This is a genomic window from Burkholderia sp. AU30280, from assembly GCF_020420125.1.
Classification (GTDB): domain Bacteria; phylum Pseudomonadota; class Gammaproteobacteria; order Burkholderiales; family Burkholderiaceae; genus Burkholderia.
The window spans coordinates 42,949-65,325 of the sequence record NZ_JAIZRY010000009.1 but is presented as its reverse complement, the minus strand read 5'-3'; the positions used below and the strand labels follow the sequence as shown (position 1 = coordinate 65,325).

Below are 22,377 nucleotides of genomic sequence, written 5' to 3'. Positions count from 1 at the left end.
TACGAGCGAGTTCGATGGATACCCTCGTCAGCATGAATGTGTTTCGCTACGTCGTCGAAGTGGGCAGCTTCGTCGGCGCGGCCGAGCGCATGCAGATGTCGGCTGCGATGGCGAGCAAGCACGTGATGCATCTCGAGCAGCAGCTCGGTGCGCGGCTGCTGCATCGCACGACACGACGCGTCGCCCCTACCGAGGCGGGACGCGAATACTATGAGCGCCTCGTGCAGGCGCTGTCTGAACTCGACGAAGCCGGGCAGGCCGTCGGCGCCGCGAGCGTGGTGCCGCAAGGCAGGCTGCGCGTGACGTCGCTATCGGCGTTCGGGCTGCGGCACGTGATGCAGGCCGTCACCGATTATGCGGGCCGGTTTCCGGACGTGACCGTCGACATGACGCTGTCCGATCGCGTGGTCGACCTGATCGAGGAAGGCTACGACGTCGCGGTGCGTGCGGCGCCGAACGGATTGAAATCGTCGTCGCTGGTCGCGCGGCAGATCGCGACCGCGCACATCCTGCTGGTCGCGTCGCCCGAGTATCTCGAGAAGCACGGCACGCCCGCGACGATCGCCGATCTCGCGCACCACAACTATCTGCGGCGCGACTCGAATTCGACGATGCTCGATTCGCTGGTGATCGATGCGGCCGCCGCGTCGCGCGTGAACCTCAACGGCAACCTGATCGTGAATCATCTCGAAGGGCTGCGTGCGGCCGTGCTCGCGGGCGCGGGCATCGCGCTGCTCGGCACCGAGGTGGTCGGCGACGACATCGAGTCCGGCCGGCTCGTGCCGGTGCTGCTCGATGCGGTGCCGCCGCACGAGGCGCCGATCTATGCGGTCTACGCGAGCCGTCGTCACGTGTCCGCGAAGGTGCGTTCGTTCGTCGACTTCCTGGCGGCGCGTTTCGAAGGGCAGTCGCTGTGCCCGTCGATCGAATCGCGCCTGCGCGTGCTGCCGATGACGCGGATGAAGCGCGCGGTCTGAGCCGTCTTTCCCGCGGAAGCGGGGCAATTAAAAAGCGCGAACCGAAGCGGTTCGCGCTTTTTGTTTTGTCGGATGGAACTCGCGCCGGCGGCGGCCGCCATGGCCGCCGCATCCGTCAGCGCGGGATGCCGAGCCGCGCCTTCGCGTCGTCGTACTCGCGCTTCAGGCGCTCGACGAGCGCGCCCACGCTCGGCAGGTCGTCCATCAGGCCGACGCCCTGGCCGGCACCCCAGATGTCCTTCCACGCCTTCGTCTTGTCGCTGCCGAAATTCATCTTGGTCTTGTCGGATTCCGGCAGCGCTTCCGGATCGAGGCCGGCCTTCTCGATGCTCTCGCGGATGTAGTTGCCGTGCACGCCCGTGAAGAGGTTCGTGTAGATGATGTCCGACGATTTCGCGTTCACGATCGCGTGCTTGTAGTCGTCGATCGCGTGCGCTTCCTGCGTCGCGATGAAGCGCGTGCCCATGTACGCGAAGTCGGCGCCCATCGCCTGCGCCGCGAGGATCGAGCCGCCGTTCGCGATCGCGCCGGACAGCACGATCGGGCCGTCGAAGATCTTGCGGACTTCGCCGACGAGCGCGAACGGCGACGTCGTGCCCGCGTGGCCGCCTGCGCCGGCCGCGACGAGGATCAGCCCGTCGACACCGGCTTCGAGCGCCTTCTGCGCATGACGCAGATTGATCACGTCGTGCAGCACGATGCCGCCGTAGCTGTGCACCGCGTCGACGATCTCGCGCGCCGGAGCGCGCAGGCTCGTGATGAAGATCGGCACCTTGTGCTCGACGCACACGCGCACGTCGTGTTCGAGCCGCGCATTCGACTGGTGGACGATCTGGTTGACCGCGATCGGGCCGATCACCGCGTCGGGATTTTTTGCCTGGTGGTCGGCGAGCTCGGACTGGATCTGCGTGAGCCACTCGTCGAGCAGTTCGGCCGGACGGGCGTTGAGCGCGGGGAACGAACCGACGATGCCCGCCTTGCATTGCGCGAGCACGAGTTCGGGGTAGCTGACGATGAACATCGGCGACGCGATGACGGGCAGCGTCAAGTTCTGCAGGACGGTGGGCAAGGCCATGTGATGTCTCCAGTCTCCAGGGGGCGGCCGCGCGGTCGCGCCGACGCCGCCATGCTTTGCGGTCGAACGGTGATGATGATTCGAGTGTAGCTGCGAAACGAGGTCGTTCATATTAATACGAACGATCGTGCGATTCTACGCGAGCTTAACAAAATGCGCGGTGTGCCGGCAATCGAGTGAGTGTTCTCTTTCTACGGATTCCGGCTGTCGCCCCGCTGTGGAGATGGGCAAGCGCTCCTAAAATAGCCGCCATAACAAACCAACGAGAAACAAACCATGTCGTTTGAGGCGTTTGCACCGTTTCGCGTGACGGTGCAGGACACCGACATCTTCGGTGTCAAAGGAGGCGCGGGTCCGCCGCTCCTGTTGCTGCACGGACATCCGCAAACCCACATGATCTGGCATCGCGTTGCCGCGACGCTCGCGGATCATTTCACGGTGATCGCCACCGACCTGCGCGGTTACGGCGCGTCGGGCAAGCCGCCGAGCGACGCGCGGCATGCGCCGTATTCGAAACGTGCGATGGCGGCCGACCAGGTCGCCGTGATGCGGCATTTCGGCTTCGAGCACTTCCACGTGTGCGCGCACGATCGCGGCGCGCGGGTCGCCCACCGGCTTGCGCTCGATCATGCAGACGCCGTCGAGCGGATGATGCTGCTCGACATCGCACCGACGCTCGCGATGTACGAGAAAACCGATCGCGCGTTCGCGACCGCGTATTTCCACTGGTTCTTCCTGATCCAGCCGGAGCCGCTGCCCGAGACGCTGGTCGGCGCGCATACCGATGCGTACATCGAGCGCGTGATGGGCAACCGGTCCGCCGGGCTCGCACCGTTCGCGCCCGAGGCGCTCGCCGCGTACCGGGCCGCGCTCGCGCAGCCGGGCGCCGTGCATGCGATGTGCGAGGACTACCGCGCATCCGCGACGATCGATCTCGAGCACGATCGTGCGGATCTCGAGCGCGGCAACAAGGTTGCGTGTCCGCTGCGCGTGCTGTGGGGCGAGCACGGGATCGTCGGCCGCTGCTTCGAACCGCTCGAGGAATGGCGCCGCGTGGCGCGCGACGTCAGCGGCCGCGCGCTCGAGTGCGGGCACTACATTCCGGAAGAGGCGCCCGTCGCGCTGATCGACGAACTGCTGGCGTTCTTCGACGCGCGCGACGCGGCTGCCTGACGATGCGCGGGCGGCGCGCGACCCGGCTGCTCAGCGGTGCGCGCCGTCGTCCTCGATGAGCGGCGGCAGCCGGCGCGGCACCGGCGTCGATTTGACGATCGCGGTGCTCGTCTCGGCGCGCTCAGTCACTTTCGACAGGATGTCGTCGAGGTGCTCGATCGTGCGCAGGTAGAGCCGGCAGATGAAGCAGTCGTCGCCGGTGACCTTGTCGCACTCGACGAATTCGGGAATCCGCCGCAGCATCTCCTCGACGAGATGCAACTGGCCGGGCAGCGGCTTCACGCGGACGATTGCCTGCAGCGTGTAGCCGAGCGCGCGCGGGTCGAGCTCGACGGTGAACGCGGCAATCACGCCCTGCGCTTCGAGCCGCCGCACGCGGTCCGCGGTCGCGGGCGCCGACAGCCCGATCTGCCGGGCGAGCTCGCTGGTCGCGATGCGCGCGTCGTCGGCCAGCGCCGCGACGATCGCGCGGTCGGTCGCGTCGAGCGACGCGACGGCAGGCGGGGGAAGGCGTTTCGGCATGATCGCTTTGCTTTCGAAGGTAAATCGGTCGATTCACTTCAGTTTAGCCGTGGTTGTCGCGAAAGCAAGTTTCTAGAATCGAAGTCATCCACGCTTCTGAACGGAGTTCACCATGGCTTCGAATGAAATTCGCCGCGGCGCCGCCGAGATGGTCGTCGCAATGATGATGTCCGGCACGATCGGCTGGCTCGTAATGTCGTCGCGTCAGCCGCTGACGAACGTCGTGTTCTTTCGCTGCCTGTTCGGCGCCGCGACGCTCGCGATCGTCTGCGCGGCGTTCGGGTTCCTGCGCCGCGCGCTGTTCTCGCCGCGGATGCTTGCGCTTGCGATGCTCGGCAGCGTCGCGATCGTCGCGAACTGGCTGCTGCTGTTCGCCGCCTACTCGCGCGCGTCGATCTCGATGGCGACCGCCGTCTACAACACGCAGCCGTTCATGCTCGTCGCGCTCGGCGCGATCGTGTTCCGCGAGCGGATCACCGCGTCGACGCTCGCGTGGCTCGCGCTCGCATTCGTCGGGCTCGTCGCCGTGGTGCGCGTCGAGCCGGCCGTGCTCGCGGTGCCGGGCGAATATCTGGAAGGCGTCGCGCTGTCGCTCGGCGCAGCCTTTCTGTATGCGATCTCGTCGATCGTCACGAAGCACCTGAAGGGCACGCCGCCGCATCTGCTCGCGCTGCTGCAGGCCGGCCTCGGGGTCCTGCTGCTCGCGCCGTTCGCGCACTTCGGCACATTGCCGGCGACCGCCGGGCAGTGGCTCGACCTCGTCGTGCTCGGCGTCGTGAACACCGGTCTGATGTATGTGCTGCTGTACGGCGCGATCCAGAAGTTGCCGACCGCGATGACCGGTGCGCTGTCGTTCGTCTATCCGGTCGTCGCGATCGTCGTCGATCACGTTGCGTTCGGGCAGACGCTCGCGTGGACGCAGGTGTTCGGCGCGCTGCTGATCCTGCTCGCGGCGGCCGGCGTGAATCTCGGCTGGCGCATCGTGCCCGCCCGTCGCGCGGCTGTCGGCAACTGAAACGGTCGTGCGATTCGGCGCCGCCGCGGGCAGCGCAGCGGCGCGTCGAATGCGCATTTCAGGAGCGAGCATGGCGCGCGGATGGCGTGTCCATGGCGAGCGAAAGCGCTGCGCGCGCACGCGTGGAAGACGCTGTAAGAAGTTGTAGGGAAACACCCGATGCGATGCGGCCGCGTCGCTCGTATGATGCGGGCTGTGACGTTGATCACGTTCACAGGATTCCGATCTCATGCCGTTCGCCTGTCAGGCTGAACGGCTTTTTTTTATGCGCCGCTTCTCGCCAGCAGACGCCGCCGCGCATCGAGCCGCGCGAGCAACGCGCGCCTCGCGTCGTCGTCCGACGCACGCCACCCCTTGATCTCGTCGCGCGTGCGCAGGCAACCCGCGCACCAGTCGGTGCGCGGATCGATCCGGCATACGTCGGTGCACGGCGACGCGACCGTGGCGCCCGGCGCCGTCACCGGCACGTCGCTCATGCGGGCTCCCGCAATGCGATGTCCGCCACCGGCGCGCCCGTCAGCGATACGAGTTCGTTCGGCGACAGGTTGAACACCGCGTGCGGATGGCCGGCGGCCGCCCACAGGCTGTCGAGCTCGAGCAGGTCGGCGTCGATCAGCGTGACGGGTTCGACGAGATGGCCGATCGGGCAGACGCCGCCGATCGCATAGCCGGTATTGTCGCGCACGAACTTCGCGTCCGCGCGGCCGACCGCGCCGACTTGCGCGGCCACCTTCTTCTCGTCGACGCGATTGACGCCGCTCGCGACCACGAGCACCGGCGCGCCGTCCGACTGGCGGCGAAACAGGATCGACTTCGCGATCTGCGCGACCGAGCAGCCGAGCCCGGCTGCGGCTTCGGCCGAAGTCTTGCCGGTTTCGGCGAGCATCACGATGCCTTTCGCATGGCCGCGCTCGCGCAGCAGCAGCGCGACGCGTCGCGCGGAATCGGGGAGGGAATCGAATGAAGCGGGTGTCGTCATGTTGAGGAATCCATGGAATACCGGGGTCACACGCAGTTCGCGGCGTCGGCCGCGCTCTGCGCCTTGGCGAGCAGTGCGCGACCGGCGCGCGACACGTTCGCGCGGCCGATCGCGTTCGAGATGAAGTCGCCGGCGGCGACCACTTGCGCGAGATCGATACCGGTGTTGATGCCGAGGCCCTGCATCAGGTACAGCACGTCCTCGGTCGCGACGTTGCCGGTCGCGCCCTTCGCGTATGGGCAACCGCCGAGGCCCGCGACCGACGCGTGGAAAATCTCGATCCCCTCGAACAGCGCCGCGTAGATGTTCGCGAGCGCCTGTCCGTAGGTGTCGTGGAAGTGGCCCGACAGGCGTTCGCGCGGGAACACGCGCGTGACGGCCGCGAGCACTTCGCGCGTGCGCTTCGGCGTGCCGACGCCGATCGTGTCGGCGATGTCGATCTCGTCGCAGCCGAGTGCCGCGAAGCGCTCGACGACATCGACGACAGACGCGACCGGCACCTCGCCCTGGTACGGGCAGCCGAGCGTGCACGACACGCTGCCGCGCAGCCGTAGGCCCGCGTCCTTCGCCGCCTTCGCGACGGGCTCGAAGCGCGCGATGCTCTCGGCGATGCTGCAGTTGATGTTGCGCTGCGAGAACGCCTCGCTCGCCGCGCCGAAGATCACGACTTCGTCGGCGCGCGCGGCGAGCGCATTCTCGAAGCCCTTCAGGTTCGGCGTGAGCACCGAGTACACGGTGCCCGCGCGGCGCTCGATGCCGGCCATCACGTCGGCGCCGTCGGCCATCTGCGGCACCCATTTCGGCGACACGAACGACGCGGCCTCGACGTTGCGGAAGCCGGCGCGCGACAGCCGGTCGACGAGCGCGATTTTCACGTCGGTCGGCACGAAGGTCTTCTCGTTCTGCAGCCCGTCGCGCGGGCCGACTTCGACGATCTTGACGGCGGAGGGGAACGTCATGGTTGTCTCCTGGTTTGCTTGTAGGTTCAGTAGCCGCGTGCGTAGTCGACGATGCCGCCGACGCGCTCGCCGCGCTCGAGCGCGCGGATCTTGCCGGCGATCTGCGCGACGGCTTCGTCGCGCAGCGTCTCGGCCGAGCTGTGCGGCGTGATCGTGATGCGCGGCGCGTGCCAGAACGGATGGTCTTCGGGCAGCGGCTCGCGCTGGAATACGTCGAGCGTCGCGGCGGCCACCTGGCCGCTCGAGAGCGCGTCGAGCAGATCGGCCTCGACAAGATGCGCGCCGCGCGCGACGTTGACGACATACGCACCGGGCGCGAGCCGCGCGAAGGTGCGCGACGACAGGATGCCGTCGGTGTCGGGCGTGCTCGGCAGCAGGTTGACGAGCACCTTCGCGCCGTCGATGCACGCATCGAACGCGCCGTCACCGGCGAAGGTCGCAATGCCGTCGAGCTGCTTCGCGCTGCGGCTGTAGCCGCGCACGGGCAGGCCGAGCGCGGCGAGCGCGAGCGCGACCTGCGCGCCGAGCACGCCGAGGCCGAGCACGGCGACGGTGAAGCTTGCGCGCGCATGCGGTTCGAGCGGCCGCCAGCGGCGCTCGCGCTGCAACGCTTCGTATTCGTCGAAGCGGCGCAGGTAGCGCAGCACCGCGTGCGTCACGTATTCGACCATCTGCCGCGCCATGCCCGAATCTTCCAGCCGCACGAGCGGCACGTGCCGCGGCAGCGTGCCCGGATGCGCGCGCTCGAGCGCGAGTAGCGCGTCGACGCCGGCGCCGAGGTTGAAGATCGCGCGCAGGCCGTCGCGCGGGGTGAAGAATTCGCGCGGCGCGCGCCACACGAGCGCGTAATCGGCGGCGGCCGTGTCGCCCGGCTGCCACGCGCGCAGTTCGGCCTCCGGCAACGCATGCGCGATCTCGTCGCGCCACGCGCCGGCTTCCTGGTGCGGGGAATGGAACAGGATCTTCATTGGATGACGGCGCGCGCGCCGGCGAGGCGCGTCACGGGCACGGCGAGCAGGGCCGGGCGCAGCGCGCCGGCGGGCGTAGCGGACATCGGGCGTCTCCTGACGACCGGGCGCCCGGCGCGTCGGCGCCCGGCCCCGGTTCCGTGTGAAGCTGACGGGAAGCCCACATTCTACGGTCTCGCGGCGCATCGCGCGCCGGTGCGCGGGGCGGGTGATCGGCGTGGAGGGGCCGCTCCGGGGCGCCGGCCCCCGGGCGCGGTTCGCCGGATAGCCGACCCCCGGCGCGCCGTCCGCCGCAAATGCAAAGCACAAAATATTGGTTCGTCCGCCGGGGACGCCGCGCCACAATCGAATCCCGTCTTCAGGCAAGCGAGGGCAATCATGCGCGCATGCAGCAAATCGGCGTGGCCGCCGCGGCTCGTGACCGTTCCGGGCCTGCACGGCAGCGAAGGCGCTCACTGGCAGACCTGGCTCGAACGGCAGTTCCCGCGCTCGCTGCGCGTCGAGCAGGACGACTGGGACGCGCCCGATCTCGCGCGCTGGGCGCAATCGGTGCGCACCTTGCTCGACCGCGAACGCGGCCCGTTCGTGCTGGCCGCGCACAGCTTCGGCTGCCTCGCGGCCGCGCATGCGCTCGCGCAGTGGCCGCATCCGGGCGATGTCGCGGGCGTGTTGCTCGTCGCGCCCGCCAGTCCGAAGAAATTCACGTTTGCCGGGCCGTTCGACGCGCGTCGGCTCGCCGTGCCGTCGATCGTGATCGGCAGCGAGACCGATCCGTGGATGCCGCTCGCCGACGCACGCACGCTCGCGCAGCACCTGGGCAGCGCGTTCGTGAACCTCGGCGACGCCGGGCACATCAACACCGCAGCCGGCTTCGGGCCGTGGCCGCGCGCGAAGTACTTCGTCGACACGCTCGTCCACTGCGCGGCGCCGCTGCGCTTTCGCGACGCGGACGACGGCTTCGACGCCGCACGCGTCGACCGCGCGCTCGCGCACGCGATCTGACGAGCGGGGCGGGCGGCACGGCGAGTGCCGTGCCACGCCGCGCCGTCGCGCTTACGCCGCGGAGACGGGCCGCACCGCCGCCGGATCCGAATAGCTCGGCCGGCCGTTCTCGACGTGGCCCGCGAAACGGCGCGAGAAGGTGCCGTTCGCGCCGTCGCTCACCGTCACGTCATACCATTGGTGGCTCGATGCGAGCGCCCACTGCTCGACGCGCTCGTCACCGCCATGCAGCGTCACCTGCCGCGACGGCGCGCCGTATGCGTTGTCGGTCAGCGTCAGCGTGACGTGCGCTCCGCCATGGTTGCGCAGCTTCAGGTACAGGTTCCCGTTCGCGACGTCGTAGCCGGCCTTCACTTCCGGTCGCGCGGGGTTGCGGTGCGGCGCGGCCGGGGCCGACACGTTGCCCGAGAACACGCGCACGAAGCCGTTCGGCCCGTACACCGCGAACGTGTACGCCCCGTTTGTCACCGTCAGGTCGAAATCCGCATGCAGCACGCGGCGCGCGCCGACCGTATAGCGCCACGGGCCGTCGGTGCGGTTCGTCGCGTACACGTGGAAGTGCGCGCCCTGGTTGCCGCGGTTCGCGAACTCGATGCGCAGCCTGGTCCCGCCATCGATGCTCGCGTTCACGTGCAGTTCGTACGGCAGCGCACGTGCCGGCCGCACGCCGGGCTCCTGCGGGTCGACCGGCGACGGCGTCGCGGGCACGGTCGGCGCGGGCTGCGACGTGCATTGCTGGTCGGCGATCGAGCGGTACTGGCTCGTGTCGGGCAGCGGCGGGAACGACGCGTCGGACGAGCGGAAGTCGAATGCGGCGGTGAGGTCGCCGCACACCGTGCGGCGCCACGGCGTGATGTTCGGTTCGTCGATGCCGAAGCGCTCGCCGATGAAGCGGATCACCGACGTGTGGTCGAACACCTGCGAGCACACGAAGCCGCCTTTCGTCCACGGCGACACGACCGTCATCGGCACGCGCGGCCCGAGGCCGTACGGCAGGCCGTCGGCCGTGTAGCTGCCGCCTCGGCCGGGGTTCACGACGGTGTGCAGCTCGCCGTCGGTCGTCACGGTCGACGCGCCCTGCGCGGCCGACGTCGGCGGCTGCGGCGGCACGATGTGGTCGAAGAAGCCGTCGTTCTCGTCGTACATGATGAACAGCACGGTCTTGCGCCATACGTCCGGGTTCGACGTGAGCGCATCGAGGATCTGCGACGTGTAGTTCGCACCGTACGCGGGCGTGTATTTCGGATGCTCGGAGAACGCCGCGGGCGGGCACAGCCACGACACCTGCGGCAGCCGGTCGTTGATCACGTCGTCCTTCAGGTTGTCGAGCGTGCGCACCGTCTGCGCGCGCTGGTACAGCGACGAACCGGGTTTCGCGTTGATGAAGTTCGCGAAGTTCTGCAGCACGTTCGTGCCGTAGTTGCCGTTGTACGGATCGTTGCCCGTCGTGCCCTGCTGGTAGATCTGCCACGACACGCCGTGCGCTTCGAGTCGCTCCGGAAAGGTCGTCCACGACAGCAGCTGATAGGCGGGCGGCCCGTCGCCGTCGACATAGTCGCTGTTGTCGAGCAGCGGGCCGCCGAACTTGCCGGTCGGGTCGACGGTGCCCGTCATCAGGTACGAGCGGTTCGGGTGCGTCGGCCCCGGCAGCGAGCAGAAGTAGTGGTCGCACACGGTGAACGCATCGGCGAGCGCGTAGTGGAACGGGATGTCCTCGCGCACGTGATAGCCCATCGTCATGTCGGTCTTGTTCGCGGGCCACTGGTCGTAGCGGCCGCCGTCGATCGCCGCGTGCGTCTTGTACCACGAGTGGTCGAGGTCGCCGACGCACTGCGCGCTCGTCGTCAGCGTGTTCAGCCGGAACGGCAATACAGGCTTTGTCGGATCGGCCTTCGACGGCTGGTACCACACCGGCTTGCCGTTCGGCAGCGGGATCGGGAAGCGGTCGTTGTAGCCGCGCACGCCGCGCAGGTGTCCGAAGTAATGATCGAACGAGCGGTTTTCCTGCATGAACACGACGATGTGCTCGACATCGCGGATCGTGCCGGTGCCGCGCGCGGCGGGAATCGCGAGCGCGCGCCGGATCGATTCGGGGAAGGCGTTGAGCGCGACGGCGGCGCCCGCGGATTGTGCGACGGTATGCAGGAAACGGCGGCGGCTCGATGACGTCATGTTATTTCACCTCGGTTCTGCTGCGGTCAGGGGACGGAAGCGGCGGGATCAGCCGGGTGACGACGCTGCCGCACTCGACGCGGCCGCATTTGCCGTGGGCTTCGCATCGTCGTCGTCATCGGGCGGGTAGTGCACGACGGGCGGCGCGAGCGGCGCGGCATCGGACGCGGCGGTGCTGGCGACTGCATCGTTGTTGAATGCGCTCGCGGAGCCGGCCGATGCGCCGGCCTGCTGCGAAGCGTCGGTCGCGTGTGCGTCGTGCGGCGCGTCGTCACTGCAGGCGGCGACGAAAGCGGCGGCACAAAGAACGGCGACGGAAACGCGACGCATGACTTCTCTCCTGGCTGGCTGATCGGGAAACGTTTTCGAGTATGCCGACGCGATGCGACGTTTCGGTGAATCGTTTGCGACCGGAGCATGATCGCGAAATGCTTTCGATATCCTGACCAAGTGCTTTCGTGCGATCGAGGGGATGCAATATTTCCCGGTGGGTGATGCGGGCCGGGCACTTTTACCCGGGCACGCGACGCGATGCACGAGCGCGTCGATGGCCGCGTGGCCGTTCATGACGAACGCGTGCAGCCGATCGCGTTGCTTCAGCGGCGCGGCGTGCGTCGCCGGACCTCGCTGCGCAGCCAGTCGAGCCAGGTGCGGATCGCCGCTTCGTGCGGATGGCCCGGGCGCCACACGACGTAGTGCGCGTACACGTCGGTCACGCGCACCGTCGATACGCGCACGAGCGTGCCGTCCGCGAGTTCTCGCTCGATCAGCGAGCGGCGCGCGAGTGCAACGCCGCGCCCCTTCAGCGTCGCGTCGATCAGCGCATTCGCATCGGTAAAGCGCGGCGCGCGTGCGGATTCGGTGAGGTCGAGCCGCGCGGCCTGGAACCACGGTTCCCACGGCTGCGCGGGATGGCGCAGCAGCGTCGCGCGCACGAGATCGGCCGGCGCACGCGGTGCGACGCCGTCGCGATTGCGGTACGCGGGGCTCGCGACCGGAAAGATCGTCTCGTTCATCAGCTTCTCGGCGACGACGCCCGGCCACGTGCCGGGCCCGTAGCGCAGCGCGACGTCGATGCGGTCGCGCTTGCGCAGCGGCGCGAGCGCGACGTCCGGGTGCAGCGCGATCGCGATGTGGGGATGCGCGGCCGTGAAGCGCGGCAGGCGCGGTGCGAGCCAGCGCTCGGCGACGCTCGGCAGCACGCTGACGTTCAGCGTGACGTCGCACGTGCGCGGGCGGCTGCGCACGGCGAGTGCCGGCTCGAATGCGCGTTCGAGCACGCTGAGGCCCTGGCGCACCTGCAGCGCGAGCGCGTGCGCGGCGTGCGTCGGCGTCGCGCCGTTGCGCTCGCGCGTGAAGAGCGGATAGCCGAGCTGCGCCTCGAGCGCGCGGATGTGCTGGCTGACGGCGCCTTGCGTGAGTGCGAGTGCGTCGGCCGCACGCGTGAAGCTCTGCAGCCGCACGGCGGTCTCGAACGCACGCAGCGTCTGCAGCGGAGGAAGGTGGATGCGTCGCATTCGGGTATTAGTAACACTAATGTCCAGGCACGACAATTCATCGTTTGCGGCGGGCAGGCACGCGTTCCTACACTCGGTTCCGTCTTCCACAGCCCCGTCGGGCCACACCACCATGAACGCCTATCGTCTCTATCTTTCGCCGGGCGCCTGCTCGCTTGCCGCCCACATCGCGCTGGAGGAAACCGGCGCGCCGTTCGAGGTCGAGATCGTCTCCGTGCAGAAGCGGCAGAACCTCGAAGCGCGCTATCTCGCGATCAACGCGAAGGCGCGCGTGCCGGTGCTCGCGATTCCGGGCGAGCCGCGCGTGCTCACCGAAACGCCGGCGATCCTCACGTATCTCGCGCGCCGTTATCCGGATGCGCGATTGCTGCCGCTCGACGATCCGTTGCGCGAGGCGCGGTGCCACGAATGGCTCGCCTGGCTGGTCGGCTGGGTGCATGGCGTCGGCTACGGCGCGCTGTGGCGGCCGGGCCGCTTCATCGACGATCCGGCCCTGCACGGTGCGGTCAGCACGCACGGGCGCGGCACGATCGATGCAGCGAACGAGGCGATCGAAGCCGCGCTCGCCGACGGCCGCCCGTGGGCCGAGCCGGGCGCGCATTCGATCGTCGATCCGTTCCTGTTCGTGCTCTATCGCTGGGGCGTCGCGATCGGACTCGACATGACGCGGCATCCTGCGTGGACGGCCCATGCTCAGCGCGAGGCCGAACGACCGGCTGCGCAGCGTGCGCTGGCGCGCGAGGCGGGCTGACGGATGCGCGGGCGTCGCGGCGCAGACAACGACGCCCGCGGACGACGCCCGCGCGCGACGCGTGGCCGCTATCGCACGGCGAACAACGGATAGGTCGCGCCCGCGATCAGCGCAGTCGCGAGCCAGACCACGCTCCACGAACTGACGGCGAGCAGCGGCGGAATCGCGAGCGGCGTCGCGAACAGCCCGAGGTAGACGATCGTGTTCGCCATCCCGAGCGCGGTGCCCGCGTGGTTCGCGCCCGCGAGCGTCGCGAGCTCCGTGTACGCGACGCCGTGCCACGCCGATACGCAGACGCCCGCGAACACGAGAATCGCGACGATCGCCGCGAGCGGCACGTGCGGGCTGCCTGCCGTCGCGGCTGCAAGCAGCGCGAACGACCCGGCCGCGACGAGCACCGAACCGCGCAGGTACGCGCGCCGGTTGCCGTGCCGGTCGGTATGACGGCCGCTCCAGACGCGCATCACCATCGCGCCGAGCTGCAGCGCGACCATCGCCGCGCTGATGCCGGCGAGGCCGAGCCGGCCGAAGTCGTGCAGGAACACCGTCGCGAACGTGAGCACCGCGAACTGCGGCGCGCACAGCAGGCCCATGCCGAGCACGATGCGCCATACGCGGCCGCTCGCGAGCGGGCCGCGCGCATGCCGGGCGGGTTGCTGCTGCTCGACGGAGCGATGCACGATGCCGTGCTCGGGGGCCGGCGCGGCGGGCGGCTCGTGCAGCCAGCGCCAGGTCAGCGCGGCCGATCCCGCGCACAACAGCATCAGCGCACCGAACACTGCGGCAAAGCCCAGATGCGACGCGAGCGACGGCAGCAGCGCCGCGCCGCCGCCGCCGCCGAGCGGCACGGCCGTCTGGCGGATGCTCATCGCGAGCCCGCGTTCGCGCTCGCCGAACCAGCGCATCACCGCGCGCCCGCTTGACCCGTTCACGCTGCCGCCAAGCAGGCCGACACAGCTCATCGCCGCGACGACGCGCATCAGCGGCGGCACCGCGTGCGCGGTCGGGACGATCGTGCACACCATCAGCGCGAGCATCGCGGCCGTCGCGACGAGCCCGGTCAGCAGCACGCGGCGATCGCCGAAGCGGTCGGCGGCCATGCCCCACGGCAGCTCGGACAACGCGACGCCGAAGCCGAGCGCGCCGAGCACGAGGCCGAGCGCGCCGTTGTCGAGATGATAGGCCGCACGCATCCACACGGCCGTGGTCGGAATGCCGGCCGCGGCGGCCGAAAAGCTCATGTTCGCGGCGACGCCGGCCGCGAGCACGCGCCAGCGATGGGCCGGGCCGCACGCGTCGCGGGCGGGCGAGGTGGGGGAATCGATGCAGGTGGTATCCATGGCGGCAGGCCCGGTTGGAAATTGACATCGACAGTCTGGCCGCCTACATTCATCCTGAAAATCGGAAAGTTTTTGATGAATCGTTCGATAAAACAGGATGATTGACGTGTCCGAACACGATATTCCCCGTGGCGACGGCGAGCCGCTTGCAATGGCCGATGCCGCGCAGGCCCGGCCCAACTTCGACGTGGCGGCGCTGCGCAGCCTCGTCGCGGGCGTGGATCTCGGCAGTTTCGCGAAGGCGGCCGACCGCGTCGCGCGCTCGTCGTCGGCGGTGAGCGCGCAGATCCGCAAGCTCGAGGAGCAGGCCGGCACGCCGCTGTTCATGAAGGCCGGGCGCGGGCTCGCGCTGACCGATGCCGGCGAAGCGATGCTGCGCTATGCGCGGCGGATGATCGAGCTGAACGACGAGGCGGCCGCGGCCGTGCGCGGCATGAATCTCGACGGCTGGGTGCGTGTCGGGCTGCAGGAGGATTTCGGCGAGGCGATCCTGCCCGACGTGCTCGGGCGGTTCGCGCGCGCGCATCCGAAGGTGCGGATCGAGGCGCGCGTGGCGCGCAATGCCGATCTGCTCGACCGGCTCGACGCGAACCAGCTCGATCTCGCGCTGGTGTGGGGCGATCCGGCGTCGGCGGCGCTGGTGGCGCGCGCGGGAATCGACGGCGAAGCGATCGCGCAGGTGCCGATGCAGTGGGTCGGGGCGGCGAGCCCGGGCGCGGGCGGTTTCGGCACGCTGGGCGGGGGCGGCACGGAGGCCGACGACACGGAAGTGCCGCGCGGCGCAACGGGCATCGGCGCGGTGGCCGCGCCGGGCGAGCCGCTGCCGCTCGTCGTGTTCGACCGGCCATGCCGGTTCTTCGGTGCGGCGACCGATGCGCTCGACCGCGCGGGCGTGCCGTGGCGCGTCGCGTTCACGACACCGAGTCTTGCCGGGCTATGGGCCGCGGCGGCGGCCGGCCTCGGGCTGACGGTGCGCTCGCACTACGGGCTGCCCGCGTCGGTGCGCGTGCTCGACGCGGCTTCGTGCGGGCTGCCGGCACTGCCGAGCCTGCCGCTGATCTTGCTGCGACGCACGTCGTCGGCGACGCCGACCGTCGATCGGCTTGCGCGGATCGTGACGCAGGCGGTGCGGGATGCGACGGAGGGGGCGGCGCTGGCGGCGTGACGAAACGTTCGATCGCCGCCGTGCGGGGGGCGGTTCGGCAATCCCTCTGCCGATCGGTCGAATGGATCGATCGGGTGAACCTGACTACAGTGGTGATCACTTGAAATGGAGGTCATCGTGCAAAACGCCCATACACCCGGCGGTAGTGAGGTCGATCCGCCCCAAAGGACAGATGCCGCGATTCGCAGTGACAGGGCTTCAGCCGATCCGCCCGTTCGGTTCGGCGTGCTGCAAGGGCAGGCTTGGATCGCGGACGATTTTGACGCCCCGCTGCCCGATTACCTGCTGGATGCTTTCGAAGGGCGCTGATGCGGCTGTTGCTCGATACGCACATCTTTTTGTGGATCGTGACCAACGACCCCAGGCTCAGCGCGCGGGCGCGCAGGTTGATCTCGGCCGCCGACGAACGTTTCGTCAGCAGCGCGAGTATCTGGGAGGCGGCGATCAAGGTCGGCCTGGGGAAGCTCGATATCGACGTCGGCAAGCTGATCGGCTCGATCGGTTCAAGCGGGATTCGTGAACTACCGGTGCGGGCCGTGCATGGGGCCGCGGTCCATGATTTGCCGCATCACCATCGTGATCCATTCGATCGCTTGCTGGTTGCACAGGCCCGGCTCGAGCCGCTTCAGCTCATGACGGCCGATACCCTTCTTGTGCGGTATGGCCGACCACCTGTTCTGACAGTTTGAAGCAATCTCTCGGCGCGCTATCCGTCGGTTGCCCCCGTGACATGTGACGTCGGGATTTATATCGCGGCGATGTCCGGCTCGACCTCGCTCAGTGCCGCACGGATCGCCGCCAGTCGCGCCCGCAACCCTTCGCTCGCCGGCACGAACGGCAGCCGCAACCCGTCCTCGCACCACCCTTGCGCGGCCAGCAGGGCCTTCACTGGCGCCGGGTTCGGCTCCGCGAACAGCGCCGCGACGAGCGGCTGCAGCGCAACCGACACGCGCCGCGCATCGGCGAGCCGGCTGTCGCGCAGCAGCGCATGGATGCGCACATGCCATTCGGGCAGCACGTGCGCGCTGCTCGCGATCGCGCCGTGCGCGCCGGCGCACATCGCCGCGAAGTTCTGGTTGTCGTCGCCGGACAGGATCGCGAGCGGCGTGTCGTGCACGAGCCGGCTCATCCGGTCGAGCGTGCCGCCGCATTCCTTGATGCCCGCGACGCGCGGGTCGCGGGCCAGCGCCTGCAGCGTGTCCAGTTCGACGTTCACGCCGGTGCGGTACGGGATGTTGTAGACGAGCACCGGCAGGTCGGCCGCGTCGACGATCGCCTCGACGTGGCGGCGGATGCCGTCCTGCGTCGGCCGCACATAGACGGGCGGCGTGACGAGCAGCCCGTCGGGCCGCAATGCCGCGAGTTCGCGCGCGCGGGCGGCCGCGACATGCGTCGCGCTCGCGGTCAGCCCGACGACGATCGGCAGCCCGGGCGCCGCGTCGCGCAGCGTCGCGAACACCGCGTCCTGTTCGCGCGCGTCGAGCAGCACGCCTTCACCGGTCGTCGCGCCCGCGACGAAGCCCGCGATGCCCGCGGCCGCATAGTGGCGCGCGAGCCGCGCGAGCGCGGCATGGTCGACTTCGCCGTCGTGGAACGGCGTGATGATCGGCAGCCAGATACCTTCGAAACGTGTGTTCATGCAAAGCCTCATGGTGGAAACGGAGTGGGAAAGAACCGTTCCGCCGGCGGAGAGCCGGAGCGAGGCGTGCGAGCAAGGAGAAAGAAACGACCTGCGGGCATCCCGTCCGGCATTCGCCTGACGGGACGCGACATCCCCGTCAGTCGAGGAGTCGTTTTTTCAGTTTCAGCCCGGCCGCGCGCGCACCTGCCGCGACGGCGGCGAGGATCGGAAGCGAGCGCAGGGGAGCGGACATGGAGAAACCGTGATTGGGCTGAGCGGCGATCTTAACACCGGACCCGATCCGTGCGCGAGTGCGCGCCGCCGTTTAGCAGGATTCGAGATTTGCTTTCCACGACTGATTGGAAAGCGCGCCGCGCCCGGCCGCTAGAATGCCCGCTTACGTTTCGATGACAGCGCGTATGCGTGCCGTCATGCACATTCACCCACACTGGAAACGGGGCATATCACGATGGCAAGCATGAAGGGGATCGGCCGCTGGCTGCACACGGGCGCGGCGGCGGCGCTGGTCGTGGCGGCAACGGCCGCGCACGCGGATACGTCGATCCTGAACGTGTCGTACGACGTGACGCGCGAACTGTACAAGGACATCAACGCGGGTTTTGCCGCGGCCTACAAGCAGAAAACCGGCGAGACGATCGCGATCAAGCAGTCGCACGGCGCGTCGAGCGCGCAGGCGCTGTCGGTGCTGCAAGGGCTGCAGGCCGATGTCGTGACGATGAACCAGCCGAACGACATCGACCTGCTCGCCGAGCGTGGCCAGTTGCTGCCGAAGGACTGGCGCGCGCGCTTCCCGGACAACAGTTCGCCGTACTCGACCACGATGGTGTTCCTGGTCCGCAAGGGCAACCCGAAGGCGATCAAGGACTGGAGCGATCTCGCGAAGCCGGGTGTCCAGGTGATCATCGCGAACCCGAAGACTTCAGGCAACGGCCGCTATGCGTATCTCGCCGCGTGGGGCTTCCAGAAGCAGAAGGGCGCGACCGATCAGCAGGCGATCGACTTCGAGAAGGCGATTTTCCGCAACGTGCCGGTGCTCGACTCCGGCGGTCGCGGCGCGACGACGACGTTCACGCAGCGCGGCATCGGCGACGTGCTGGTCACGTTCGAGAACGAAGTCGCGCTGATGGACACCGGCGCATCGGGCGCGCAGTTCGACGCGGTGTATCCGTCGGCCAGCATCCTCGCGGAGCCGCCCGTCGCCGTGGTCGACAAGGTCGTCGACAAGAAGGGCACGCGCAAGGTCGCGCAGGCGTATCTCGACTACCTGTACACGCCACAAGCGCAGGAGATCATCGCGCAGCACCATCTGCGCCCGCGCGACGCGAACGTGCTGAAGAAGCATGCGGCCGAATTCAAGCCGCTGAAGACGTTCAGCGTCGAGCAGGTTTTCGGCAGTTGGGCGAACGCGCAGAAGACGCATTTCGCGGACGGCGGCACGTTCGACCAGGTGATCGTCGACCGCAAGTGAGCGCCGCGCGCATCGCGCGCTTGCCCACGCGCTGACGACGCAGCCGGCCGCTTCCGCGGCCGTTTTTTTGCGCCGCGCGGCCGGCGGCGCGGCGGATTCCCGTTCCGAACCGGCACGCATACCCGGCGGTCGCCGCGCGTGCTACGCTCATCGCCTCCCTGCTTCCGGCGCCGCGCGATGAACGTCGATTCGTCCTCCCCATCCTCCCGCGGCCGTGGCCGCAAGATCTGGTCGGGCACGCGCCCGGTCATCGCGTACGGAATGCCGCCGCTCGGCTGGCGCGATCTCTATCATCGCGCGCTGACGGTGAGCTGGCCCGTGTTCTTCCTGTCGCTCGCCGTGCTGTTCCTGCTGCTCAACGGCGCTTTTGCGACCCTCTACCTGCTTGGCCATGCGTCGATCGCGAACCAGTCGCCCGCAGGATTCGGCGGCGCGTTCTTCTTCAGCGTCGAGACGCTCGCGACCGTCGGCTATGGCGACATGCATCCGCAGACCGTCTATGCGCACCTGGTCGCGACGTTCGAGATCTTCATCGGGATGTCGGGCATCGCGCTGGCCACCGGGCTCGTATTCGCGCGGTTTTCGCGGCCGCAGGCGAAGATCCTGTTCGCGCGCTACGCGATCGTCCGGCCGTTGAACGGCCGGATGACGCTGATGGTGCGCGCCGCGAATGCGCGCCAGAACGTGATTGCCGAGGCGCAGGCGAAGCTGCGGCTGATGCGCGTCGAAGGGACGCACGAGGGCTACACGCTGCGCAAGATCCACGACCTGCCGCTCGTGCGCAGCGAGCATCCGATTTTCCTGCTCGGCTGGAACCTGATGCACGTGATCGACGAATCGAGCGCGCTGTTCGGCGAGACGCCCGAATCGCTTGCCGCGCGCGACGCGTCGTTGCTGATCACGATCGAAGGCTCGGACGAGACGACCGCGCAGGTGATGCAGGCGCGTCACTCGTGGGTGCATGGCGAGATCCGCTGGCGTCACCGCTATGTCGACCTGATGCACGACGAAGGCGGCGTCACGCACATCGACTACACGCATTTTCACGACGTGGTGCCGGTCGACGCCGATACCGACGAGCGCGGCTCGCCGGGTGTGGTGGTCGCTGCCGGCGCCGCGACGCCGGGCCCGGCCGCGTAGGTGCGCTCGCGGGCGGCGGGTCGCGCCGCCCACGTGCTACGCGTCTACACGTCACGCATGCAGCAGGCGCGCCGCTTCGCGCTGTTCGATCGCGACCGCGCGGCGGAAGGCGTCGCGATCCTCGGCGCGGGCGACGTAGTCGCCGAGCACGCCTTCGTGCGGCAGCAGATGCGCGTCGAGCGCGATCTTCAGCGTGCTGGCGAGCAGCAGGTCGGCCGCGGTGAAGCGATCGCCGACGAGCCATGGGCTGTGGGCGAGCGCTTGCGCAAGGGCGCGCTGCACGCGTGTGATGTTGCCCCAGCCGAACGCGACCGGATTGCCCGACGCGCCGGTGAATTTTTCGGCCATCGCCGGTTCGAGGCAGGTCGGCGTGAAGAACATCCATTGGAGGAAGCGGCCACGCAGCGGATGGTCGGGCGCGACGCCGAGCCCGGCGCCCGGGCAGCGGTCGGCAAGATAGAGCAGCACGGCGCCCGATTCGGCGAACGGCACGCTGCCGTCGTCGAGCGCGGGTAGCTTGGCCATCGGGTTGACCTGCACGAACGCGTCGCTGCCCTGTTCGTGCGAGCGCAAGTCGATCGGCACGAGTTCGTACACCACGCCGAGCTCCTCGAGCATCCACAACGCCCGGAATGCCCGGGTCTTCGGCCAGTAGTAGAGCTTCATCGTGCCTCCGCGTTTGGGTGCAGCCGTCGGTCCGGTGGATGCTCAAGCGTACCCGAGCGCCGCAGGATCGGACAGGGGCGCCCGGCTAGGGGCGGCTATCTGCATATGATGGCCGGATACGTCGTGTGCCGTGCGTGAATCAGGCACAAAGCCGGAAAAGTCTTATGGAACAAGGTTGTAGGCTAATGACTAGTCATATCAATACTAGTTATAAAAAGCATCGAAATCCCGTCGTGAACCGGCATGCCGCGCACGGCATCACGGAGTCCGCGGCGCCTGCACACACGGCAGCACTGGCATCCTTCCGCAATCGCCGATGCATCACGAAACAGGGAAATCATGGGAGACAACTCACGCATGGCAAACGACGATCGCACCACGATCATTCCGAGAAGAACGCCGGAATCTGCGGCGATGGTGGCCGAGGTCAAGCGGGCGATGTCGATCGCCGCGCGGATCAATCGCCTGACGTTCGACGATGCCGCCGAGGTTCGCGCATTGTTCGGAGAACTGATCGGCACGCAGGTGGACGACGCCTTCGTATTGATCCCGCCGTTCCATGCGACGGGCGGCACCGGCATGAAGCTCGGGCGCAACGTGTTCATCAACCAGAACTGCACGTTCTACGATCTCGGCGGGCTCGAAATCGGCGACGACGCGATGATCGGGCCGAACGTCAGCCTCATCACGTCGGGCCATCCCGTCGAACCTTCGCGGCGGCGCGACTTCGTCGTCGCGAAGCCGATCGTGATCGAACGGAACGTGTGGATCGGCGCCGGCGCGACGATCGTCGGCGGTGTGACGGTGGGCGAGAACTCGGTGGTCGCGGCCGGGGCCGTCGTCACGCGCGATGTCCCGCCGAATGTGCTGGTCGGGGGTAATCCGGCATCGGTCATCCGGTCGATTGCCCCGTAACGCGACCCGCGGGTGCGTGCCCGCTCGATGCAGCCGGGCGGGACGGATGTGGATAACCCGCCATCGAGGCGACTCGAAATGCTGTGCATTTGATCGGTGAGGGTGCCGCCGAGGCCGTCCGGGCGGGGCTTTCCGGTGACTGCCCGATAGCCGCCGGCAGATGCGTGAGCCGCACCTGGCGATGGTCCGACGAAGGTCGCGCCGCGCGGTCGGTTGTGGATATCCTCACGCCGAAACGACTCGGCGCCCTGTGCATTTCACAGGTGAGGGTCACCGGATGATGCGGTATGCGTGAAGCAGGGTGTGGACAACTCGCCCGCGAAACGACGCGAAATGCTGTGAAATTCAGCGGTGAGGGTCGGCGCCCGATCGGGCGATACGCCTGTCCTGGCGAGGTTTTCCGATCGTTGCCGTGGTTCGAAGCGTCGCGCATTCTAGCCGAACGCGCGCGTGCGCGGCGCAACCGCGCGGGTGCCGCGACGGGGAGATCCGGTTCCGGCTGTCGCTCGAAAGGCCGTGCATTTTAACGGCGAGCACGGGTGCGTGGTCTGCAATCCGCGGATTTCGTTGCGCATCGCCGCGTTCGCAAGCGATTCGAAGCGCTGCGCGATGCAAGGGCGAGCGTGAACACGAGATCGGCGCTCAGCGCACCAAGATACGATCATTCGGCCGCCGGCGGCGTCTGGCGCATCGTGTATCTCGGGCTCGTGCGCGAGCATGCGAACGAGGAGCACACGGGCCCCCGTGTGGATATCCGGCCGCGGAAACGACTCGCGACACTGTGCATTTCGACGGTGAGTGTCCGTGCCCGATCGGCCGATGAGCCGCGTGCAGCATGAATCGCCGGCCTGCCGCACCTGCCGCGGCGCGCATCCGTCATCGCCTCGGCGGATGCTCGTCCATGTGGATATCCTGCGCGCGGAAGCACTCG

The 22,377-nt window shown here is 68.5% G+C and carries 23 protein-coding genes; 11 read left to right on the top strand and 12 right to left on the bottom strand.

The window, feature by feature from the left end:
* Positions 1 to 14 precede the first annotated feature (14 nt).
* A complete protein-coding gene (locus tag LGN17_RS21265) occupies positions 15 to 977 on the top strand; it encodes a LysR family transcriptional regulator (RefSeq protein WP_175951356.1) in 963 nt (320 codons plus the stop codon).
* Between the two features lie 115 nt (positions 978 to 1,092).
* Here the strand turns inward: LGN17_RS21265 and LGN17_RS21260 are convergent, their stop codons facing one another.
* A complete protein-coding gene (locus LGN17_RS21260; RefSeq protein ID WP_047852303.1) occupies positions 1,093 to 2,052 on the bottom strand; it encodes an NAD(P)H-dependent flavin oxidoreductase in 960 nt (319 codons plus the stop codon).
* Between the two features lie 276 nt (positions 2,053 to 2,328).
* Between LGN17_RS21260 and LGN17_RS21255 the strand changes: the two genes are divergently transcribed.
* Complete coding sequence (locus LGN17_RS21255; RefSeq protein ID WP_226198537.1) at positions 2,329 to 3,225, top strand: alpha/beta fold hydrolase; 897 nt, start codon at positions 2,329 to 2,331, stop codon at positions 3,223 to 3,225.
* 30 nt (positions 3,226 to 3,255) lie between these two features.
* Here the strand turns inward: LGN17_RS21255 and LGN17_RS21250 are convergent, their stop codons facing one another.
* A complete protein-coding gene (locus tag LGN17_RS21250) occupies positions 3,256 to 3,747 on the bottom strand; it encodes an Lrp/AsnC family transcriptional regulator (RefSeq protein WP_226198536.1) in 492 nt (163 codons plus the stop codon).
* Positions 3,748 to 3,859: 112 nt separating this feature from the next.
* On the opposite strand from LGN17_RS21250, the gene LGN17_RS21245 reads away from it, so the two are divergent.
* Positions 3,860 to 4,762, top strand: a complete 903-nt coding sequence (locus tag LGN17_RS21245) for a DMT family transporter (RefSeq protein ID WP_175951359.1) — start codon at positions 3,860 to 3,862, stop codon at positions 4,760 to 4,762.
* Positions 4,763 to 5,025: 263 nt separating this feature from the next.
* On the opposite strand, the gene LGN17_RS21240 is transcribed toward LGN17_RS21245, so the two are convergent.
* Genes LGN17_RS21240 through LGN17_RS21225 form a run of 4 tightly spaced genes read right to left on the bottom strand, consistent with a single transcriptional unit; the run spans position 5,026 to position 7,668 of the window.
* Complete coding sequence (locus LGN17_RS21240; protein ID WP_226198535.1) at positions 5,026 to 5,238, bottom strand: DUF1289 domain-containing protein; 213 nt, start codon at positions 5,236 to 5,238, stop codon at positions 5,026 to 5,028.
* Complete coding sequence (locus LGN17_RS21235; protein WP_089473662.1) at positions 5,235 to 5,741, bottom strand: YbaK/EbsC family protein; 507 nt, start codon at positions 5,739 to 5,741, stop codon at positions 5,235 to 5,237. The genes LGN17_RS21240 and LGN17_RS21235 overlap by 4 nt, the downstream gene beginning before the upstream one ends.
* 26 nt (positions 5,742 to 5,767) lie before the next feature.
* A complete protein-coding gene (locus LGN17_RS21230) occupies positions 5,768 to 6,700 on the bottom strand; it encodes a hydroxymethylglutaryl-CoA lyase (protein ID WP_226198534.1) in 933 nt (310 codons plus the stop codon).
* Between the two features lie 26 nt (positions 6,701 to 6,726).
* Complete coding sequence (locus LGN17_RS21225) at positions 6,727 to 7,668, bottom strand: 2-hydroxyacid dehydrogenase (protein ID WP_226198533.1); 942 nt, start codon at positions 7,666 to 7,668, stop codon at positions 6,727 to 6,729.
* A 378-nt stretch (positions 7,669 to 8,046) separates the two neighbouring features.
* Between LGN17_RS21225 and LGN17_RS21220 the strand changes: the two genes are divergently transcribed.
* Positions 8,047 to 8,670: an RBBP9/YdeN family alpha/beta hydrolase gene (locus LGN17_RS21220; protein WP_226198532.1), complete on the top strand. Its 624-nt coding sequence runs from the start codon at positions 8,047 to 8,049 to the stop codon at positions 8,668 to 8,670.
* A 51-nt stretch (positions 8,671 to 8,721) separates the two neighbouring features.
* On the opposite strand, the gene LGN17_RS21215 is transcribed toward LGN17_RS21220, so the two are convergent.
* From LGN17_RS21215 to LGN17_RS21205, 3 genes are all read right to left on the bottom strand, one after another.
* Positions 8,722 to 10,842 carry a phosphocholine-specific phospholipase C gene (locus tag LGN17_RS21215; protein WP_226198531.1) on the bottom strand — a complete coding sequence of 707 codons (2,121 nt, stop codon included), beginning with the start codon at positions 10,840 to 10,842 and terminating at the stop codon, positions 8,722 to 8,724.
* 48 nt (positions 10,843 to 10,890) lie between these two features.
* A complete protein-coding gene (locus tag LGN17_RS36750; protein WP_319000850.1) occupies positions 10,891 to 11,172 on the bottom strand; it encodes a hypothetical protein in 282 nt (93 codons plus the stop codon).
* Between the two features lie 266 nt (positions 11,173 to 11,438).
* The gene (locus tag LGN17_RS21205; RefSeq protein WP_226198529.1) at positions 11,439 to 12,359 is read right to left on the bottom strand and encodes a LysR substrate-binding domain-containing protein; all 921 of its coding nucleotides are present in this window, start codon (positions 12,357 to 12,359) and stop codon (positions 11,439 to 11,441) included.
* A gap of 112 nt (positions 12,360 to 12,471) precedes the next feature.
* Between LGN17_RS21205 and LGN17_RS21200 the strand changes: the two genes are divergently transcribed.
* Positions 12,472 to 13,110 carry a glutathione S-transferase family protein gene (locus LGN17_RS21200; RefSeq protein WP_226198528.1) on the top strand — a complete coding sequence of 213 codons (639 nt, stop codon included), beginning with the start codon at positions 12,472 to 12,474 and terminating at the stop codon, positions 13,108 to 13,110.
* 68 nt (positions 13,111 to 13,178) lie between these two features.
* Here the strand turns inward: LGN17_RS21200 and LGN17_RS21195 are convergent, their stop codons facing one another.
* On the bottom strand, positions 13,179 to 14,450 hold the full coding sequence (locus LGN17_RS21195) for an MFS transporter (RefSeq protein ID WP_226198527.1): 1,272 nt from the start codon (positions 14,448 to 14,450) through the stop codon (positions 13,179 to 13,181).
* Positions 14,451 to 14,556: 106 nt separating this feature from the next.
* Between LGN17_RS21195 and LGN17_RS21190 the strand changes: the two genes are divergently transcribed.
* From LGN17_RS21190 to LGN17_RS21180, 3 genes are all read left to right on the top strand, one after another.
* Positions 14,557 to 15,615 carry a LysR substrate-binding domain-containing protein gene (locus LGN17_RS21190; RefSeq protein WP_413227041.1) on the top strand — a complete coding sequence of 353 codons (1,059 nt, stop codon included), beginning with the start codon at positions 14,557 to 14,559 and terminating at the stop codon, positions 15,613 to 15,615.
* A 105-nt stretch (positions 15,616 to 15,720) separates the two neighbouring features.
* Positions 15,721 to 15,924, top strand: coding sequence for a hypothetical protein (locus tag LGN17_RS21185; RefSeq protein ID WP_226198525.1), 204 nt, complete (start codon positions 15,721 to 15,723; stop codon positions 15,922 to 15,924).
* Positions 15,924 to 16,304, top strand: coding sequence for a type II toxin-antitoxin system VapC family toxin (locus tag LGN17_RS21180; RefSeq protein ID WP_226198524.1), 381 nt, complete (start codon positions 15,924 to 15,926; stop codon positions 16,302 to 16,304). The genes LGN17_RS21185 and LGN17_RS21180 overlap by 1 nt, the downstream gene beginning before the upstream one ends.
* Before the next feature lie 56 nt (positions 16,305 to 16,360).
* On the opposite strand, the gene dapA is transcribed toward LGN17_RS21180, so the two are convergent.
* The gene (gene dapA / locus LGN17_RS21175; RefSeq protein WP_226198523.1) at positions 16,361 to 17,254 is read right to left on the bottom strand and encodes a 4-hydroxy-tetrahydrodipicolinate synthase; all 894 of its coding nucleotides are present in this window, start codon (positions 17,252 to 17,254) and stop codon (positions 16,361 to 16,363) included.
* A gap of 451 nt (positions 17,255 to 17,705) precedes the next feature.
* Between dapA and LGN17_RS21170 the strand changes: the two genes are divergently transcribed.
* Positions 17,706 to 18,725: a sulfate ABC transporter substrate-binding protein gene (locus tag LGN17_RS21170; RefSeq protein ID WP_226198522.1), complete on the top strand. Its 1,020-nt coding sequence runs from the start codon at positions 17,706 to 17,708 to the stop codon at positions 18,723 to 18,725.
* 177 nt (positions 18,726 to 18,902) lie between these two features.
* On the top strand, positions 18,903 to 19,865 hold the full coding sequence (locus LGN17_RS21165; protein WP_226198521.1) for an ion channel: 963 nt from the start codon (positions 18,903 to 18,905) through the stop codon (positions 19,863 to 19,865).
* A gap of 51 nt (positions 19,866 to 19,916) precedes the next feature.
* On the opposite strand, the gene LGN17_RS21160 is transcribed toward LGN17_RS21165, so the two are convergent.
* Positions 19,917 to 20,531, bottom strand: a complete 615-nt coding sequence (locus tag LGN17_RS21160) for a glutathione S-transferase family protein (RefSeq protein ID WP_226198520.1) — start codon at positions 20,529 to 20,531, stop codon at positions 19,917 to 19,919.
* Between the two features lie 357 nt (positions 20,532 to 20,888).
* Between LGN17_RS21160 and LGN17_RS21155 the strand changes: the two genes are divergently transcribed.
* Positions 20,889 to 21,446: a sugar O-acetyltransferase gene (locus tag LGN17_RS21155; RefSeq protein ID WP_226198519.1), complete on the top strand. Its 558-nt coding sequence runs from the start codon at positions 20,889 to 20,891 to the stop codon at positions 21,444 to 21,446.
* Positions 21,447 to 22,377: the final 931 nt, after the last annotated feature.

Coding starts and splice junctions, on each gene's coding strand:
- LGN17_RS21265 (WP_175951356.1), top strand. CDS start 15: ATGGATACCCTCGTCAGCATGAATGTGTTTCGCTACGTCGTCGAAGTG.
- LGN17_RS21260 (WP_047852303.1), bottom strand. CDS start 2,052: ATGGCCTTGCCCACCGTCCTGCAGAACTTGACGCTGCCCGTCATCGCG.
- LGN17_RS21255 (WP_226198537.1), top strand. CDS start 2,329: ATGTCGTTTGAGGCGTTTGCACCGTTTCGCGTGACGGTGCAGGACACC.
- LGN17_RS21250 (WP_226198536.1), bottom strand. CDS start 3,747: ATGCCGAAACGCCTTCCCCCGCCTGCCGTCGCGTCGCTCGACGCGACC.
- LGN17_RS21245 (WP_175951359.1), top strand. CDS start 3,860: ATGGCTTCGAATGAAATTCGCCGCGGCGCCGCCGAGATGGTCGTCGCA.
- LGN17_RS21240 (WP_226198535.1), bottom strand. CDS start 5,238: ATGAGCGACGTGCCGGTGACGGCGCCGGGCGCCACGGTCGCGTCGCCG.
- LGN17_RS21235 (WP_089473662.1), bottom strand. CDS start 5,741: ATGACGACACCCGCTTCATTCGATTCCCTCCCCGATTCCGCGCGACGC.
- LGN17_RS21230 (WP_226198534.1), bottom strand. CDS start 6,700: ATGACGTTCCCCTCCGCCGTCAAGATCGTCGAAGTCGGCCCGCGCGAC.
- LGN17_RS21225 (WP_226198533.1), bottom strand. CDS start 7,668: ATGAAGATCCTGTTCCATTCCCCGCACCAGGAAGCCGGCGCGTGGCGC.
- LGN17_RS21220 (WP_226198532.1), top strand. CDS start 8,047: ATGCGCGCATGCAGCAAATCGGCGTGGCCGCCGCGGCTCGTGACCGTT.
- LGN17_RS21215 (WP_226198531.1), bottom strand. CDS start 10,842: ATGACGTCATCGAGCCGCCGCCGTTTCCTGCATACCGTCGCACAATCC.
- LGN17_RS36750 (WP_319000850.1), bottom strand. CDS start 11,172: ATGCGTCGCGTTTCCGTCGCCGTTCTTTGTGCCGCCGCTTTCGTCGCC.
- LGN17_RS21205 (WP_226198529.1), bottom strand. CDS start 12,359: ATGCGACGCATCCACCTTCCTCCGCTGCAGACGCTGCGTGCGTTCGAG.
- LGN17_RS21200 (WP_226198528.1), top strand. CDS start 12,472: ATGAACGCCTATCGTCTCTATCTTTCGCCGGGCGCCTGCTCGCTTGCC.
- LGN17_RS21195 (WP_226198527.1), bottom strand. CDS start 14,450: ATGGATACCACCTGCATCGATTCCCCCACCTCGCCCGCCCGCGACGCG.
- LGN17_RS21185 (WP_226198525.1), top strand. CDS start 15,721: ATGGAGGTCATCGTGCAAAACGCCCATACACCCGGCGGTAGTGAGGTC.
- LGN17_RS21180 (WP_226198524.1), top strand. CDS start 15,924: ATGCGGCTGTTGCTCGATACGCACATCTTTTTGTGGATCGTGACCAAC.
- dapA (WP_226198523.1), bottom strand. CDS start 17,254: ATGAACACACGTTTCGAAGGTATCTGGCTGCCGATCATCACGCCGTTC.
- LGN17_RS21170 (WP_226198522.1), top strand. CDS start 17,706: ATGGCAAGCATGAAGGGGATCGGCCGCTGGCTGCACACGGGCGCGGCG.
- LGN17_RS21165 (WP_226198521.1), top strand. CDS start 18,903: ATGAACGTCGATTCGTCCTCCCCATCCTCCCGCGGCCGTGGCCGCAAG.
- LGN17_RS21160 (WP_226198520.1), bottom strand. CDS start 20,531: ATGAAGCTCTACTACTGGCCGAAGACCCGGGCATTCCGGGCGTTGTGG.
- LGN17_RS21155 (WP_226198519.1), top strand. CDS start 20,889: ATGGCAAACGACGATCGCACCACGATCATTCCGAGAAGAACGCCGGAA.